At 67.2% G+C, this 15,485-nt stretch carries 16 protein-coding genes; 10 read left to right on the top strand and 6 right to left on the bottom strand.

Annotation, left to right across the window (positions count from 1 at the left end; genetic code table 11):
• Window positions 1–210 precede the first annotated feature (210 nt).
• On the bottom strand, window positions 211–1,116 hold the full coding sequence (locus tag ACFQPB_RS22885; protein ID WP_382228507.1) for a hypothetical protein: 906 nt from the start codon (window positions 1,114–1,116) through the stop codon (window positions 211–213).
• Window positions 1,117–1,293: 177 nt separating this feature from the next.
• On the opposite strand from ACFQPB_RS22885, the gene ACFQPB_RS22880 reads away from it, so the two are divergent.
• A complete protein-coding gene (locus ACFQPB_RS22880; protein WP_382228504.1) occupies window positions 1,294–1,902 on the top strand; it encodes a phosphatase PAP2 family protein in 609 nt (202 codons plus the stop codon).
• Window positions 1,903–2,016: 114 nt separating this feature from the next.
• A complete protein-coding gene (locus ACFQPB_RS22875; protein ID WP_382228501.1) occupies window positions 2,017–2,142 on the top strand; it encodes a hypothetical protein in 126 nt (41 codons plus the stop codon).
• A 15-nt stretch (window positions 2,143–2,157) separates the two neighbouring features.
• On the opposite strand, the gene ACFQPB_RS22870 is transcribed toward ACFQPB_RS22875, so the two are convergent.
• From ACFQPB_RS22870 to ACFQPB_RS22860, 3 genes are all read right to left on the bottom strand, one after another.
• Window positions 2,158–3,186 carry a YeiH family protein gene (locus tag ACFQPB_RS22870; RefSeq protein WP_382228498.1) on the bottom strand — a complete coding sequence of 343 codons (1,029 nt, stop codon included), beginning with the start codon at window positions 3,184–3,186 and terminating at the stop codon, window positions 2,158–2,160.
• A gap of 23 nt (window positions 3,187–3,209) precedes the next feature.
• On the bottom strand, window positions 3,210–4,838 hold the full coding sequence (locus ACFQPB_RS22865; protein WP_382228495.1) for a 3-(methylthio)propionyl-CoA ligase: 1,629 nt from the start codon (window positions 4,836–4,838) through the stop codon (window positions 3,210–3,212).
• 90 nt (window positions 4,839–4,928) lie between these two features.
• Entirely contained in the window at window positions 4,929–5,909 is a 981-nt protein-coding gene (locus ACFQPB_RS22860; protein ID WP_382228493.1) for a Bug family tripartite tricarboxylate transporter substrate binding protein, read from the bottom strand.
• A 140-nt stretch (window positions 5,910–6,049) separates the two neighbouring features.
• Between ACFQPB_RS22860 and ACFQPB_RS22855 the strand changes: the two genes are divergently transcribed.
• Entirely contained in the window at window positions 6,050–7,057 is a 1,008-nt protein-coding gene (locus tag ACFQPB_RS22855) for an AraC family transcriptional regulator (RefSeq protein WP_382228491.1), read from the top strand.
• Here the strand turns inward: ACFQPB_RS22855 and ACFQPB_RS22850 are convergent, their stop codons facing one another.
• Window positions 7,058–8,059, bottom strand: coding sequence for an AraC family transcriptional regulator (locus ACFQPB_RS22850; RefSeq protein WP_382228488.1), 1,002 nt, complete (start codon window positions 8,057–8,059; stop codon window positions 7,058–7,060). It abuts the gene before it with no gap.
• Between the two features lie 124 nt (window positions 8,060–8,183).
• Here ACFQPB_RS22850 and ACFQPB_RS22845 point away from each other — a divergent pair, with 124 nt between their 5' ends.
• Genes ACFQPB_RS22845 through ACFQPB_RS22825 form a run of 5 tightly spaced genes read left to right on the top strand, consistent with a single transcriptional unit; the run spans window position 8,184 to window position 12,352 of the window.
• A complete protein-coding gene (locus ACFQPB_RS22845) occupies window positions 8,184–9,164 on the top strand; it encodes a quinone oxidoreductase family protein (RefSeq protein WP_382228485.1) in 981 nt (326 codons plus the stop codon).
• Between the two features lie 28 nt (window positions 9,165–9,192).
• Window positions 9,193–10,041 carry a TauD/TfdA dioxygenase family protein gene (locus ACFQPB_RS22840; protein WP_382228483.1) on the top strand — a complete coding sequence of 283 codons (849 nt, stop codon included), beginning with the start codon at window positions 9,193–9,195 and terminating at the stop codon, window positions 10,039–10,041.
• A 33-nt stretch (window positions 10,042–10,074) separates the two neighbouring features.
• Window positions 10,075–11,133: a beta-keto acid cleavage family enzyme gene (locus ACFQPB_RS22835; protein WP_382228480.1), complete on the top strand. Its 1,059-nt coding sequence runs from the start codon at window positions 10,075–10,077 to the stop codon at window positions 11,131–11,133.
• A complete protein-coding gene (locus ACFQPB_RS22830; RefSeq protein WP_382228477.1) occupies window positions 11,130–11,789 on the top strand; it encodes a DsbA family oxidoreductase in 660 nt (219 codons plus the stop codon). Before ACFQPB_RS22835 ends, ACFQPB_RS22830 begins: the two co-directional genes overlap by 4 nt.
• Before the next feature lie 2 nt (window positions 11,790–11,791).
• Entirely contained in the window at window positions 11,792–12,352 is a 561-nt protein-coding gene (locus ACFQPB_RS22825; protein ID WP_382228475.1) for an RBBP9/YdeN family alpha/beta hydrolase, read from the top strand.
• Window positions 12,353–12,363: 11 nt separating this feature from the next.
• Here ACFQPB_RS22825 and pdxR read toward each other — a convergent pair whose 3' ends face one another.
• A complete protein-coding gene (pdxR, locus tag ACFQPB_RS22820; RefSeq protein ID WP_382228472.1) occupies window positions 12,364–13,869 on the bottom strand; it encodes a MocR-like pyridoxine biosynthesis transcription factor PdxR in 1,506 nt (501 codons plus the stop codon).
• 93 nt (window positions 13,870–13,962) lie between these two features.
• Here pdxR and ACFQPB_RS22815 point away from each other — a divergent pair, with 93 nt between their 5' ends.
• Window positions 13,963–15,258, top strand: a complete 1,296-nt coding sequence (locus ACFQPB_RS22815; protein ID WP_382228509.1) for a 4-aminobutyrate--2-oxoglutarate transaminase — start codon at window positions 13,963–13,965, stop codon at window positions 15,256–15,258.
• 5 nt (window positions 15,259–15,263) lie between these two features.
• The coding region (locus ACFQPB_RS22810) for an aldehyde dehydrogenase family protein (protein WP_382228469.1) at window positions 15,264–15,485 on the top strand (222 nt) is incomplete at its 3' end.

The raw sequence follows: 15,485 nt of genomic DNA, 5'->3' as shown, positions 1-15,485 counted from the left end.
ATGGGCGCAATGGCCTGGAAACGGACCGAAATGAGTGCCGAATCCACCGCGCGGACGCTTCGCAGAAGTTCGATTCCTCGGAATCAGTGGCCGAGGCCCCTTCACCACGCATTTTTTCAACGGCCTGTTAACAGTCCAAACCCCTTCGTCAGCCTTTCAGCGGCCCTTCATCGGGCATTTGGGCGGGCGCGGCGTGGCGGTGGTGGGCGGCTACAACGTGCGCGCGCTCGACAAGCACGCGTTCACAGCGGCAATGCGCCGCCCCAGGTCGGCGCGCAAGGTGGCGTCAAGCGGTTGGGCGCCCAGCGCGGCGGCGGCGCACCTCTGCAGGGCAAGTTCACGCCCCTGGGTGGCATGGCGGGGCAGGGGCCAGCGCCCGAGTGGGCCCAAGGTGTGCGCCAGTGTGGCAAAGGCGGCGGCATCCATGGGCTCGGCCGCCAGCACGGCGCGGCTGGGGGAAAAGCCCTGCGTGTGGGTCAGTGCCACCATGTAGCCCGAGTCCGCCTCGAGGCGCCAACCCACGCCGGGTATGTGGGCGAACAGCGGGTAGTGGGGGGCCAGTTCCGGCAACAGGTGGTTGGGCACCACCTGCGCGTGCCAGTAGCGGTTGGCCAGGCGGGTGTAGTGGGCAAAGTCGGCCACCGGGGTCAGGCCCGCCTGTTCGAACGGCAGCATCTCAACCGGTGGTTTGGTGGGCACGACGGTGTCGTTGGACACGTCGATGTACAGCGTGCCAGCCAGAAAGGCGTTCTGGAAATACGCGCCCCGCAGGTCGCCCCACACCTGGTGCATGTGGCCACCGGCGGCCAAGAAGGCGGCCAGCGCCGCATGGCCCTGGGCCGCCTCACCGCTCAGCGTGACCGGGTTGATCTCTCGCAAGCGGCGTTTGACCGCCAGCGAAATTTCCAGGCACTGGCCCAGCGGGTAAGGCTTGCCCCATTTGAAGGGCTGGGCCGCCCGCAACACAGGGTCGAGCGACGCACGGATGCCTTGCATCAGTGTCATCAGCGGCCCCAACGTGGGCAGCAGGTGCTGCTCGGTCAGAGCTTGCTGGCGGGGGGTGTCGATGACGCGGGGCTCATTGGGCAGCAGTGGGCGAGCGGACATCATGCTCATGCGATTTTGATGGGCGTGGAACTCAAACATCTGGGTTTGAAGCATTGTCGTCGGGGATCGGACGGCTTGACAGGCGCTCGGCGGGGTGTCTTCGTTTTGCCTTGAAGTGGTCACGGGTCTTTCATCGTGGCGCCGCACGATGGCCGGCGGATGAACCACACTCCTCACAGAGGCCCTATGCAAACCCCGACCCAGGCATCGACCCGCCGATGCCTGATGCCCCGTGCCGCCAACGGCCAAACGCACCCGCCACAACGCAGCAGTGCAGACCTGCGCGCCTTCACCCGGCTCGGCGGTGGCCATGCGGCCCGGCCACTGCCCCTGCGCGTGGCCTTGTGCTTGGCGCGCGGCGCCAGCGGCCTGTTGCTCGTGAGCTTGCTGCTGGGCGCCACCTTCACCGCCGCCCCTTTGGCCTTGGCGGCCTGGGTGTTGCTGCTCGCGGGTGCCACGCAGTGGACAGGCAAACGCATCGCCCGCCACCTGGGTGCCCCGCGCCCCTACCACCTGGGACTCAGCCCCAACCACCTGCAACAAGGCGCGCGTGGTGGTTGGCCCAGCAGCCACGCGGTCAGCATGGCCTGCGTGAGCGCCGCTGTGTGGGTGGCCGGCGTGCCGCCCCTGCTGGTGGTCAGCGCGGTGCTGCTGACCCTGGCCACCGGCTGGGCGCGCATCTACGTCGGGGCGCACTTCCCGTCCGACGTGCTGGCAGGCTGGGGCCTGGGTCTGTGTGGTGGCACGCTGGGCATGGTGCTGGCAACCCCTTGGTTGGGGTCCGTGGGCGTCTGATCCGTGGGTGTCAGATAACTCGCCAACGTGCCGGGGGGTCAGGGCTGGGGCGCGTGGCGGCTTCAAACATTGCGGCGTCCCGCATGCGGGCGAGGCAGACTGCGGACCATCAGGATGGCGAGTGCCACCCACGGTGGTGCGGCCTTCCAGCTCGACGGCCGCATGGTCGATGCGCCGGTGCTGCGCCGCGCCGAACGCATCCGTTCATCTGCATCCACTCAAGACGGCCTGCCGCCATAAAAAGACCCGCGCGGCTCAGGCGTGGTGGGCCAAGCGCAGAAACACGTAAAACAGCCCGGCCAGAAAAACGGTCTCCAGCACCATCAGCGCCACCGGTTTCCAGCCCACCTTGACCACGTCCTTGAGGTGGGTCTTCATGCCGATGGCCGCCATGGCGCCCACCAGGCACCACTGCGAGGCGCTTTTGCCGGCCGCCACCACCCAGGCCGGCAGCCAGCCCGTGCTGTGGATGACCACCAGGATGGCGAAGGCCACCGCAAACCAGGGCAGCAGCGGTGGGCGTGGGCCGCTGGTGCTGGCGCCCTGGCTCAGCTCGTGCCGGCGCGCCAGCCAGGCTGCCAGCGCAATCACCGGCAGCAACATGGCCACGCGCATGAGTTTGACCAGCGTGGCCACATCACCCGCCTCGTGCGAGATGCTGTAGCCCGCGCCCACCACCTGCGCCACGTCGTGGATGGTGCCGCCGATGAAGGCGCCGGCCTGCCAGGCGTCCAGGCCCAGCCAGCCGGTGACCATGGGGTACAGCACCATGGCCATGGTGGACAAGGCGCTCACACCGATCACCGTGAACAGCGTGGCCTGCTCCTTGCGCGGGTGGGCCGGCATGGCGGCTGAGAGCGCCAGCGCGGCCGATGCCCCACAAATGGCCACCGCCCCGCCGGTGAGCAGGCCGAAGAACATCTGAAACCCCATCATCCTGGCGAGCAGAATGCCCACCGCGATGGTCAGCGCCACCGCCAGCACCACCATGGCAATGGGCTGCCAGCCCAGGGCCAGCACCTGATCGAGCGTGATGCGCAGGCCCAGCAGCGCCACACCCAGGCGCAACACCGCCTTGGCAGTGAAGTCGATACCGGCCGCGCTGCGGCTGTGCTGCCCGGCCTCGGGCTGCGTCAAAAAGTTCAGCGCCATGCCCAACAGCAGCGCCAGCAGCATGACCGGCGCGCCATGGTGCTCGGCCAGGAACATGGCGGCCACGGCCACCACGCCACTGACCACCAGCCCGGGCCACAGGGTTTGCAGGCGATCACGCAAGGCGGTCATGGGGCGGGGCTTTCTGACAAAACTCAGGCGGGGGTCAACAAATGGTCCTGGAACTGCTCGCGCAGTCGGTTCTTGAGCATCTTACCGGTGGCGCCGAGCGGGATGGCGTCGACAAACACCACATCGTCCGGGGTCCACCACTTGGCGATTCTGCCGTTGAAGAAAGCCAGGAGGTCTTCCTTGCTGACCTCAACGTTGGGCTTCTTGACCACCACCAAGAGCGGGCGCTCGTCCCACTTGGGATGTTTGGCCGCAATACACGCGGCCATGGCCACCGCCGGGTGGGCCATGGCGATGTTCTCGATGTCGATGGAGCCGATCCACTCGCCACCGCTCTTGATCACGTCCTTGGCGCGGTCGGTGATGTTCATGAACCCGTCCGCATCGATCGTGGCCACGTCGCCGGTGGGGAACCAGCCGTTGACGAGCGGGCTCTTGTCACCCTTGATGTACTGCTCCACCACCCAGTGCCCGCGCACCAGCAGCTCGCCCGAAGCCTTGCCGTCCCACGGCAGCTCCGCCCCGTCTTCGCCGACGATCTTCATGTCGATGCCAAACACCCCCCGGCCCTGTTTTGCCTGGATGCTCCGTCGCTGCTCCACCGGCAAATCCAGTTGGTGGCCTTTGAGGATGCCCACCGTGCCGATGGGAGACAGTTCGGTCATGCCCCAGGCGTGGATGACCTGCACACCGTAGGTGTCTTCAAACGTGCTCATCATGGCCGGCGGGCAGGCCGAGCCGCCAATGATGGTGCGGCGCATGGTGCTGAAGCGCAAGCCGTTGCCCTGCACGTGGGCCAGCAGACCTTGCCAGACCGTGGGCACACCGGCCGAGACGGTGACACCTTCCGCTTCGAACAGCTCGTGCAGGCTCTTGCCGTCCAGGCCCGGGCCGGGGAACACCAGCTTGGCCCCCACCATACAGGCCGAATACGGCAGACCCCAGGCGTTGACGTGGAACATGGGCACCACGGGCAACACAGCGTCGCGGGCCGAGAGGTTCAGTGCATCGGGCAAGGCCGAGGCAAAGGTGTGCAGCACCGTGGAGCGGTGCGAATACAACACGCCCTTGGGGTTGCCGGTGGTGCCGCTGGTGTAGCACAGGCTCGATGCCGTTTGTTCGTCGAACTCGGGCCACTCGAAGCGGTCGGTGGGCTCGCCAGCGATCAGATCCTCGTAGCAGATCAGGCCCGGGATCTTGGGCACAGTGGGCATGTGCTCCTTGTCCACCATCAGCACAAACTTGCGCACGGTCTTGAGGCGTTCGGCCACCTGTTCGACCAGCGGCAGGAAGGTCTTGTCGAAACACAACACCTCGTCCTCGGCGTGGTCGGCAATCCACACCAGCTGGTCGGGGTGCAGGCGCGGGTTCAGGGTGTGCAGCACGGCGCCACTGCCCGAGACGGCGTAGTACAGCTCCAGGTGGCGGTAGGTGTTCCAGGCGATGGTGCCCACGCGCACGCCGGGGGCCATGCCCAGGCCGGCCAGGGCCTTGGCCAGCTTGCGCGAACGCGAGGCCAGATCGGCGTAGGTGTAGCGGTGGATGTCGCCTTCGACGCGGCGCGACACCACCTCTTGGGTACCATGGTGACGCTCGGCGTGGCGCAGCAGGGATGAGATCAGCAGCGGCTGCTGCATCATTTGGCCGTTCATGGGTTTGTCCTCGGGTTCAATGACAAAAAACAGGGCAAAAAAAAGCGCAGGGGCCCGCCGGGCGCCCGCGCCTGTGCACACTGGGGCTGTTTACTGCGTAAGCTTGATGTCGAAGGTCTTGACGATGGCGGCGTTGCGCTCGAACTCGGCCTTGACCGACTGGGCCAACTGCGGTGCTTCGAGGTCGCGCGGGCTCACCTCGAAGCCGGCGGCCACCAGTTTGGCCTTGACGTCGGGGCTGTTGGCGGCCTTGTTGACCGCGTCATTGATCTTGTTGACGATGGCATCGGGCATGCTCGCCGCAGCAATCACGCCAACCCAGTTGCTGAAGTCCATGTCGGGGATGCCCTGCTCGGCCAGCGTGGGCACGTTGGGCAGCTGGCTGGAGCGCGTCTTGGTGACCACCCCGTAGACCTGCACCTTGCCGGCGGCGATGAACTGCTTGGTGGGGCCCACGGAAGAGAACATCACCGGGATCTGGTTGCCCATGACCTGGGTCAGCGCGGGCGGGATGCCTGCGAACGAGATGTGCTGCATGTCCAGCCCGACCTTCTGGTTGAGGATCATGCCCGCGTAGTGCGAGGCGGTGCCCGTGCTGTACGAGGCAAAGCTCACCTTGCCGGGGTTGGCCTTGACGTAGGCGATCAGCTCCTTGAGGTCTTTGGCCGGCGTGTTGGGTGCACCGATCAGGATCAGGCTGTCGCGTGCCGCCACGGCCACCGGGCGCACCTTGGGCACGATGTCCATGCTGGGCTTGAGCACATGCGGGATTTCGGTCAGCAGGTTGCTGGCGGTGAACATGATGGTGGTGCCGTCGGCCGGTGCGTTCAGCAAAGCCTGCATGCCGATCACACCACCTGCACCGGCGCGGTTCTCGATGACGAAGGGGTGACCCACGTCCTTGCTCAGCTGGTCGCCGATGATGCGCGCCACCTGGTCCATCACGCCCCCAGCGGGCGCCGGCACGATGACTTTGACCGGCTTGTCGGTCCAGGCGAAAGCGGCCGGCACGGCCAAAGCCAGCAAGGTGGCGCAGGTGGTGCGGCGCGTGAAGCGGGAAGCAAAAAACATGGGTGTCTCCAATCGTTGGGTGCCCGGGTCGTCCCGGTGCGTGTCGGCAGGTTCTTCCTGAACCGTGGACGAATGGTAGGCAGCGTGCCCGCCGCCGGCTTGATAATTCACGCCAAGAACTTTCGATTTTGGGACACCCCATGGCCACCCATCTGCCGGTTGTGCGCAGCGCCAGCCTCAATGGTTATGTCGAGTTGGCGCAATCGCTGGGCCTGGACGCCGCCGCCATGTTGAGGCGCGCCGGCCTGCAGTTGCGCAGCCTGAGCGACCCCGAAACCCCCATCAGCACCCAGGCGGTGCGCCGCCTGCTGGAGACCAGTGCGTTGGCCAGCGGCGCAGAGGATTTTGGGCTGCGTCTGGCGGCCCGGCGTTCGCTCTCCAACCTGGGGCCGCTCAGCCTGGTGCTCAAGGAAGAGCCCAGCGCACGTGCCGCGCTGGACACCCTGTGCCGCTACCTGCGCCTGCTCAACGCCTCGCTGCTGACCGAGCTGGAAGAACACGATGGCCTGCTGCGCATCAGCGAAGACTTGGTGACCGAACCGGGCGCGCCCTTGCAGCAGTCCATGCAGTTGGCCGTGGGGGTGATGCACCGCATCCTGCACGAGTTGCTGGGCGAACGCTGGCAACCACTGTGGGTGGGCCTGCGCCAAGCGCCGCCCCAGGAGCCCACGCGCTTCGAGCGCTTCTTTGGCACGCGGGTGGTGTACCTGGCCGGCTTCAACGGCATCGTCTGCCGCGCCAGCGATTTGACGCAGGGCCTGGCAGCCCACCAGACGGCCATGGCCAGCTTTGCCCGGCGTTACCTGGACGGTGAACTGTCGCGCGGCCAGCGCAACGCACAGACCACCACCCGCCAGCTCATCACCGCCCTGTTGCCCGGTGGGCGCTGCACGGCGCAGCAGGTGGCGCAGCACCTGGGCGTGGACCGGCGCACGCTGCACCGCCACCTGAGCGCCGAGCAGACCGATTTTTCTGCCGTGTTGCAGGCGGTGCGCATGGAAATGGCGGAGCAACAGTTGCGGCAAAACCAGCGCAGCCTGGCCGAGGTGGCCACGCTGCTGGGTTTTTCGTCGCCCAGCGCCTTTGCCTACTGGTTTCGCCAAGGCTTCGGCTGCAGCGCCCGCGCCTGGCGTCAAGGGCGCCCCTGATCAGGCCGAACCACCGTGCGCCTTGCGCCAGGCCTGCGGCGCCTGGCCGAACTGCGTGGTGAACCAGCGCGTGAACGAGCTGGGTGTGCTGTAGCCCAACAGTTCGGACACCCGCACCAGCGAATAGCGCGGGTTGGCCACGTAGCGCTGGGCCAGTTCCGCGCGCACCTCGCCCAGCATGTCGGTGAAGCTGGTGCCGGCTTCGTCGAGCTGGCGTTGCAGGGTGCGCACGCTCAGGCCCAGGGCCTGGGCCACGTACTCGGTGCTGGCGCGGCCGCTGGGCAACATCAGGTAAATGGCCTTGCGCACGTCCAGCACCACCGAAGGGCCATTGACCGGTGGCAGCGATTCGACAAAACGCTGGGCGTAACGCGCCATGGCCGGATCGGCCGCCGGGTTGGGCGCGTCCAGATCGGCGGCACGGCAGACGATGCCGTTGAACTCGCTGCCAAACTCCAGCCGGCAGGCAAACACCCGCTTGTGCAAGCTCAGGTCGGCCGGTGCCTCGTGGCTGAAATTCACGCTCTGCGGCGCCCAGCGCCCGCCCATCACCGCCGCACACATGCGAAACAACACGCCCAGCGCCAACTCGGTGGCCTGGCGCGACGGTGCGGTGGCCACCACCTCCTCGCGGACGATGACCAGGCTGCCCGCGTCCTCCAGCTGCATGGCCAGTGTGTCGTTGAGCAGGTGGCGGTACTGCATGGTCACCATCAGCGCTTCGCGCAGCGTTCGCTGGTGGCTGATGAGCAGGCTCACCACCCCGAAGTCCGACAGCTGGCGCGACTCCGCCATGCGCAGGCCGAACTGGCTGTGGCCCGTCGCCTGGGCCGCCAGCTCCAGCAGGCGCACCGCCGACTGCGCCGGAATGCGCTGTTCGGGATCGGCCAACAGGGCGCGGCTCAGGCCCACCTCACGCAGCAGCGGCTGGGGGTTCAAACCCAGGTCGCGCGCCACCTCCAGGAAGTTGGTGAGGGTTGCGGCGCGGACGAGTGCGTTCATGGGGTGGTGCGGCGTGGCATGAAATGATAAGCCGTTGGCAGATCATGCGAAGCGCCCCCTGGGGTGAATACCTACAGTCCCTCCCATGGCGCACCACACCGGCGCGCCGCCAGAGGAGACACACATGGCCAAAGCCATCCGAATGCACCAAACCGGTGGGCCCGAGGTTCTGCGGCTTGAAGAAATTGACGTGGGTGAGCCCGGCCCCGGCCAGGTGCGCCTGCGCCACGTGGCCGTGGGCCTGAACTACGCCGACACCTATTTCCGCAACGGCACCTACCCCATGCCTTTGCCGGCCGGCATGGGCGTGGAAGCATCGGGTGTGGTGCAGGCCGTGGGCGAAGGCGTGACGAACGTGGCCGTGGGCGACCGCGTGACCTACACCGGCTTCCTCAACACCCTGGGCGCCTACGCTACCTCCCGCCTCATCCCGGCCGCGCCGCTGATCAAGTTGCCCGACAACATCGCCTTCGAGACCGCCGCCGCCATGACCATGCGCGGCCTGACCTCGGCCTACCTGCTGCGCCGCATCCACGATTTCAAAGCCGGCGACACCCTGCTGTTGCACGCGGCCGCCGGCGGCGTGGGCCTGATCGTTTCGCAATGGGCCAAGCTGCTCGGCATCACGGTGATCGGCACCGTGTCCACCGAAGAAAAAGCCGAAGTGGCCCGCGCCCACGGCTGCACCCACACCATCAACTACAGCCACGAAGACGTAGCCAAAAAAGTGCGCGAACTCACCGATGGCGTGGGCGTGAACGTGGTGTTCGACAGCGTGGGCAAAAGCACCTTCATGGCCTCGCTCGATTCGCTCAAACGCCGTGGCCTCATGGTGTGTGTGGGCACGGCCAGCGGCCCCATCGACGGCTTCAACCCCAACCTGCTGGCCATGAAGGGCTCGCTCTACCTGACCCGACCGGCCCTGGCCGACTACATCGCCGACCCGGCCGAGAAGGCCGCGCTGGCCGCCGAGGTGTTTGACCACGTGGGCGCCGGCCGCATCCAGATCGAGATCCACCAGCACTACGCGCTGGAGGACGCCCAGCAGGCGCACCGCGACCTGGAATCGCGCAAGACCACCGGCTCGTCCATCTTCGTGATCTGAGCGCGTTTACAAAAAGAGGAGACACACCATGCGGATCGAACCCCTGACCTGTGCCATCGGCGCCGAACTTGTTGGCGTGAACCTGGGCGAGGCGGCGCGCGACGACACGCTGTTCGCCGAGATCAAGGCCGCGTTGCTCCAGCACAAGGTGCTGTTCCTGCGCGACCAGCACATCACCCGCGCCGAACACGTGGCCTTTGCCCGCAAGTTCGGTGAACTGGAAGACCACCCGGTGGCCGGCAGCGACCCCGATCACCCCGGCCTGGTGCGCATCTACAAAAACCCCGACCAGCCCAACGACCGCTACGAAAACGCCTGGCACACCGACGCCACCTGGCGCGAGGCGCCGCCCATGGGCTGTGTGCTGCGCTGTGTGGAATGCCCACCCGTGGGCGGCGACACCATGTGGGCCAACATGGCCCTGGCCTACGAGAAGCTGCCCGAGCAAGTCAAACAGCAAATCGCCGGTCTGCGCGCCCGCCACAGCATCGAAGCCACGTTTGGCGCCGCGATGCCAATCGAACGGCGCCTGGCACTCAAGGCCCAGTTCCCCGACGCCGAGCACCCGGTGGTGCGCACCCACCCCGAGACAGGCGAAAAGATCCTGTTCGTCAACGCCTTCACCACCCACTTCACCAACTTCCACACCACCGACAACGTGCGTTATGGCCAGGACTACACCCAGGGCGGCAGCGCTCTGCTGCAGTACCTGATCAACCAGGCCGCGATACCCGAATACCAGGTGCGTTGGCGCTGGAAGCCCAACAGCATGGCCATCTGGGACAACCGCGCCACCCAGCACTACGCGGTGATGGACTACCCCCCTTGCCACCGCAAGATGGAGCGCGCCGGCATCATCGGCACGCCCACCTTCTGAGCCACTTTTTTTCCCCCATATCAGGAGACGCACATGAACTTCCTCGACGGCCACCTTTTTCCCGAAAACCAGCAGCCCCTGGTCATCACCGCCGCGCCCTACGGCCCGGAATGGATTCCTTCGGACTTCCCCGAGGACATCCCAGTGACCATGGCCGAGCAAGTGCAAAAAGCCGTGGACTGCTACAACGCCGGCGCCACCGTGCTGCACCTGCACGTGCGTGAACTCGATGGCACCGGCAGCAAGCGCCTGTCGCAGTTCAACGCGCTGATCGCCGGTGTGCGCCAGGCCGTGCCCGACATGGTCATCCAGGTCGGTGGCTCCATTTCCTTTGCCCCGGTGGGTGAAGGCGAAGTGGCCAAATGGCTGTCGGACGACACCCGCCACATGCTGGCGGAGCTGACGCCGAAGCCCGACCAGGTGACGGTGACCGTCAACACCACACAAATGAACGTGACCGAACACATGGAAGAGGCCGACATCGCCGGCACCTCCATGGCCACGCCCGAAGGCCGCCGCGCCTACACCGAGATGGTGGTGCCCTCCACCCCCAGCTTCGTGGAGGAACACGTCAAGCGGCTCTCTGCGGCGGGGATTCAGAGCGCCTTCCAGTTCTACAACCTCAACAGCTTCGAGACCGTGGAGCGCCTGATCCGCCGTGGCATCTACAAGGGGCCGCTGGTGTGCAACTGGGTCGCCATCAGCGGCGGCATGGACGCGCCCAACATCTACAACCTGAGCAACTTCGTGCGTGCCATCCCCGACGGCACCATGCTGACCGTGGAGAGCAGCATGCGCAACGTGCTGCCCATCAACATGATGGGCATGGCCATGGGTCTGCACGTGCGTTGTGGCATCGAAGACAACCTGTGGAACCAGGCCCGCACCGAGAAGATGACCACGGTGCAGCAGATCGAGCAGCTGGTGCGCGTGGCCAAAGAATTCGGCCGCCCCATCGCCACCGGCAAACAGGCGCGCGAGATCCTCAAGATCGGCGTGTTCTACGACACCGTGGAAGAAACCTTGGCCGCCAACGGCTTTGCGCCCAACGCGCCGGGCCGCCAGCAGGGCTTTCTGCGCAAGGTGGCGTGAGCACCAGCACCACACCGGCGCCTGCGCTACAGATCGACGTCTGGTTCGACCTCATCTGCCCCTGGTGCCTGATCGGCAAACGCCACCTCGACACGGCCCTGGCCACCTGGCGCGAGCAACGCCCAAGCGACACGGTGGTGCTGTGCTGGCACCCGGTGCGCCTGATCGAGGGCGTGCCGCCCGAAGGCTGGGACTTTGCCGCCTTCTACGAACGCCGCCTGGGCAGCCCCCAGGCGGTGGCCGCGCGCCAGGCCCAGGTGCGGGCGGCTGCGGCACAAGCCGGCCTGTCCATCGCGTTTGAGCGCATCCGGCGCTTTCCCGACACCGCACCTGCACACCAACTGGTGCTGCTGGCCGCGCAGCGACTGGGCACGGAGGCACAGGCCACGCTGATCGAGCGCTTGTTCCACGGCTACTTCCAACAAGGGCGAGACCTGGGCGACCACGCGTGGCTGCTGCAACTCGCCGCCGAGTGGGGCCTGGATGTGGCCGAAGCCGCCTCGCGGCTCGACCTGCCCCTGCCACAGGCTGAACCGGTGCCCGGTGTGCCCTTCTTCGTGTTCAACCAGCGCGAGGCCTTGTCGGGCGCGCAGCCGCCAGCGGCCTTGCTGCAAGCGATGCAGGCCGCCGTGACCGACACATCGCAACTCCTCTGACCATGACCGATCCCATCCCTTTGATCGTGCCGGGCTTGCGCGACCACGTGGCGCGACACTGGCAAACCTGGCTGGCCGAACGCCTGCCCAACGCCCACAGCCTCACGCCCATGGGGCGCGAGAACCTGTCTCTGGGCGCGCGCATCGCCGATCTGGAAGCCACCATCGCCCGCCTGACCACCCCGGTGGTGCTGGTGGCCCACAGCGGCGGGTGTGTGCTGGTGGCCCACTGGGCGCGGCAGACCGCGCTGGCGCACCGGGTGTGTGGTGCGCTGTTGGCCACCCCGCCCACCTTCGACCGGCCCTTGCCCCCGGCCTACCCGCAGCTTGACGCGCTGGACGCCGCCGGCTGGCTGCCGGTGCCGCGCGAGCGCCTGCCCTTTCCTTCGCTGGTGGCCGCCAGCCGCAACGATGTGCTGGGCGAGTTCGACGCGGTGTGCCAGCTGGCGCGCGATTGGGGCAGCGGCGTCGAGGACCTGGGCGAGGTCGGCCACCTCAACCCGGCTTCGGGTTATGGACCCTGGCCACTGGCCCAAACCCTGATCCAACGGCTGACGTCCTGAGAACAAACGCCCTACCGGCGCAAGGGTTCCATACAGCGTTGCAGCCGCCCAAACGGTGCGTCCATACCTTCGATGGGCACCGCTGCAAACCCCAGCAACAAACCCTGCTGCACGGCCGGGCTCTCAAAATAGCGCGAGAGCGGGCGCACCAACACACCTGCTTCGCGCGCACGCTGCGCCACCACCGTGTCGCGCAACGGCTCGGGCAGGGCCATCACCAGGTGCAGGCCTGCGTTGCTGTCGAAGGGGTGGAGCCATTCGCTGCCCAAGGCCTGTGTCACCAGCTCCACCAGCCGGGCACGCCGCTGGCCGTAGATCAATCGCATGCGGCGGATGTGGGCGGCGTAGTGGCCGCTGTCGATGAACTCGGCCAAGGCCGCCTGCGTGAGCAGGTGGCCGCCCCGGTACAGCTCCATCTGCGCCGCGCCAATGCGATCGACCAGCGCCGGAGGCAGCACCATGTAGGCGGTGCGCAGGCCGGGGTACAGCGTCTTGCTGAAGGTGCCCACGTAGATCACCGGCGCATCGGGCATGAGGCCTTGCTGCGAGGGAATGGGCTGGCCAGCGAATCGGAATTCGCTGTCGTAGTCGTCCTCCACCACCCAGAAGCCGTGGCGGCGTGCGGCCTCCAGCAGGGCCAGGCGGCGCGACAAGGCCATGATGGGCCCCAGCGGGTACTGGTGCGAGGGCGTGACGAAAGCCAGCTTGGGCACACGGCCCGGCGCGGGCTCCACCACCTGCATGCCATCGGCGTCCACCGCGATGGCGTCCACCTGCAGCCCGTTCATGCGCAGGATGTTGCGCGTGCCCCAGTAGCCCGGGTCCTCCACCCAGGCAATGTCACCGGCATCGGCCAGCATGCGCGAGAGCAGGTCCACCGCCTGGTGCACGCCCTCGGTGATGAGAATTTGCTCCGGCTCGCACTGCACCGAGCGCACCTGCCGCAGGTACTGCGCCAGGCTGCGCTGCAAAGCCGGGTGGCCACCAGCGGTGGCGTAGCTGCGCAACGCGGGTGGGCCACGCCGCGCGCACTGGGCGGTGATTTGCGCAAAACGCTGCTGCGGAAATTCGGTCACGTCGGGCAAGCCGGGCAGGAAAGCGCCCCACTGCACGTCGGTGGCCGACACGCGCCCCAGCAAAGCCTCGCCGCGCGCCGACACACCCGATGGCAGCGCAACGGGCTCGGGCGGTGGCGCGGGCGCACCCACCGCTGGCGACGTTGCGATGAAGCGGTCGGCCGACAGGTCGGCCACAAAACTGCCACTGCCGGTGCGCGACACCAGGCAGCCCTCGGCCGCCAGTTGGTCGTAGGCGTAGAGCACGGTGTTGCGCGACACGCCCAGTTCGCTCGCCAGATCGCGCGTGGGCGGCAGCCGGGTGTGGGCGGGCAACGTGCCGTCCAGGATGGCCTCGCGCAGGCAGGCGCACAGCAGCCGGCTGGTGGGCTGGCGTTGTGTGGCGGCGGCGCGGGCCAGGGCCAGGCGCTGCAGCAGCAGGTCTCCCACAAGTGATTGCAATTGGTTCTATGAAATTCGTGAATGTGGCTCTTTAGTTTAGAACCATTCGAGGCTGTAATGGACGCCTTGTTCCACCTTTTCCCCTTCAAGACCATGAGCCAGACCAACCAGCAGATCGACCAACGCCGCCAAGCCGCCGCCCCCCGTGGCGTGGGCGTGATGTGTGACTTCTACGCCGACCGCGCCGAAAACGCCACCCTGTGGGACGTGGAAGGCCGCGCCTTCACCGACTTTGCCGCCGGCATCGCGGTGCTCAACACCGGCCACCGCCACCCCGCCGTGTTGGCCGCCATCCGTGCCCAGTTGGACCGCTTCACCCACACCGCCTACCAGATCGTGCCCTACGAAAGCGTGGTGTCGCTGGCCGAGCGCATCAACGCCCGCGCGCCCATCGCTGGCCCGGCCAAAACGGCTTTCTTCACCACCGGTGCCGAGGCGGTGGAAAACGCCGTCAAGATCGCGCGCCGCCACACCGGCCGCTCGGGCGTGATCGCCTTCGGCGGCGCCTTCCATGGCCGCACCATGATGGGCATGGCCCTGACCGGCAAGGTCGCGCCCTACAAGATCGGCTTCGGCCCCTTCCCGGGCGAGGTCTACCACCTGCCCTTCCCGAACGCGGTGCACGGCATCACGGTGGACGACAGCTTGAACGCGCTGGAGCAGCTGTTCAAGTGCGACATCGAGGCCACCCGCGTGGCGGCCATCATCATCGAGCCGGTGCAGGGCGAAGGTGGCTTCAACATCGCGCCCACCGCGCTGATGGAAGGCCTGCGCGCGGTCTGCGACCGCCACGGCATCCTGCTCATTGCCGATGAAGTGCAGACCGGCTTTGGCCGCACCGGCAAGCTGTTTGCCATGGAGTACCACAGCGTGCGCGCCGACATCATCACCATGGCCAAGAGCCTGGCCGGTGGCATGCCGCTGTCGGCCGTCTGTGGCCGTGCCGAGGTGATGGACGCACCCGCCCCCGGTGGCCTGGGCGGTACCTACGCCGGCAACCCGCTGGCGGTGGCTGCGGCCCACGCGGTGATGGACGTGATCGACAGCGAAGGCCTGCTGGAGCGCTCGGTGCGCCTGGGCGCCCAACTGCAGGGCGCGCTGACCGAGTGGCGCGAGAGCTGCCCCGCCATCAGCGACGTGCGTGGCCTGGGCTCCATGGTGGCGGTGGAATTTGCCGACCCCGCCAGCCGCGAACCCAGCGCCGCGCTGGCCACCCGCGTGCAGAAGGAGGCGCTGGCCCGTGGCCTGCTGCTGCTGACATGCGGCACCTACGGCAACGTGATCCGTTTCCTCTACCCCCTGACCATCCCCGACGCGCAGTTCGGCGCCGCCCTCGTCACACTGCACGAGGCCCTGCGCGCCGCCACCGCTGAAACCACCGCCGCCTGAACCCTATGGACATGAAGACAAGTTCGCCGCTGGATCTTTTGCAAGACCCCAGCCTCCTCAAAACCGACGCGCTGATCAACGGCCAGTGGGTGGCCGGGTCCGCCCGCTTTGACGTGCACGACCCCGCCACCGGTTTGAAGCTGGCCGATGTGGCCAACCTGGGCCCGGCCGACGCCGAGGCGGCCATCGCCGCCGCAGATGCGGCATGGGCGGCCTGGCGCAACAAA

Source organism: Hydrogenophaga atypica, from assembly GCF_042665215.1.
Taxonomy (GTDB): Bacteria; Pseudomonadota; Gammaproteobacteria; order Burkholderiales; family Burkholderiaceae_C; genus Hydrogenophaga; species Hydrogenophaga defluvii_A.
The sequence above is the reverse complement of the archived record's forward strand: the minus strand, read 5'-3'. Positions and strand labels throughout refer to the sequence as shown.

Coding starts and splice junctions, on each gene's coding strand:
- ACFQPB_RS22875 (WP_382228501.1), top strand. CDS start 2,017: ATGGCGAGTGCCACCCACGGTGGTGCGGCCTTCCAGCTCGACGGCCGC.
- ACFQPB_RS22885 (WP_382228507.1), bottom strand. CDS start 1,116: ATGAGCATGATGTCCGCTCGCCCACTGCTGCCCAATGAGCCCCGCGTC.
- ACFQPB_RS22850 (WP_382228488.1), bottom strand. CDS start 8,059: ATGAACGCACTCGTCCGCGCCGCAACCCTCACCAACTTCCTGGAGGTG.
- ACFQPB_RS22855 (WP_382228491.1), top strand. CDS start 6,050: ATGGCCACCCATCTGCCGGTTGTGCGCAGCGCCAGCCTCAATGGTTAT.
- ACFQPB_RS22870 (WP_382228498.1), bottom strand. CDS start 3,186: ATGACCGCCTTGCGTGATCGCCTGCAAACCCTGTGGCCCGGGCTGGTG.
- ACFQPB_RS22825 (WP_382228475.1), top strand. CDS start 11,792: ATGACCGATCCCATCCCTTTGATCGTGCCGGGCTTGCGCGACCACGTG.
- ACFQPB_RS22865 (WP_382228495.1), bottom strand. CDS start 4,838: ATGAACGGCCAAATGATGCAGCAGCCGCTGCTGATCTCATCCCTGCTG.
- ACFQPB_RS22860 (WP_382228493.1), bottom strand. CDS start 5,909: ATGTTTTTTGCTTCCCGCTTCACGCGCCGCACCACCTGCGCCACCTTG.
- ACFQPB_RS22815 (WP_382228509.1), top strand. CDS start 13,963: ATGAGCCAGACCAACCAGCAGATCGACCAACGCCGCCAAGCCGCCGCC.
- ACFQPB_RS22835 (WP_382228480.1), top strand. CDS start 10,075: ATGAACTTCCTCGACGGCCACCTTTTTCCCGAAAACCAGCAGCCCCTG.
- ACFQPB_RS22880 (WP_382228504.1), top strand. CDS start 1,294: ATGCAAACCCCGACCCAGGCATCGACCCGCCGATGCCTGATGCCCCGT.
- ACFQPB_RS22845 (WP_382228485.1), top strand. CDS start 8,184: ATGGCCAAAGCCATCCGAATGCACCAAACCGGTGGGCCCGAGGTTCTG.
- ACFQPB_RS22840 (WP_382228483.1), top strand. CDS start 9,193: ATGCGGATCGAACCCCTGACCTGTGCCATCGGCGCCGAACTTGTTGGC.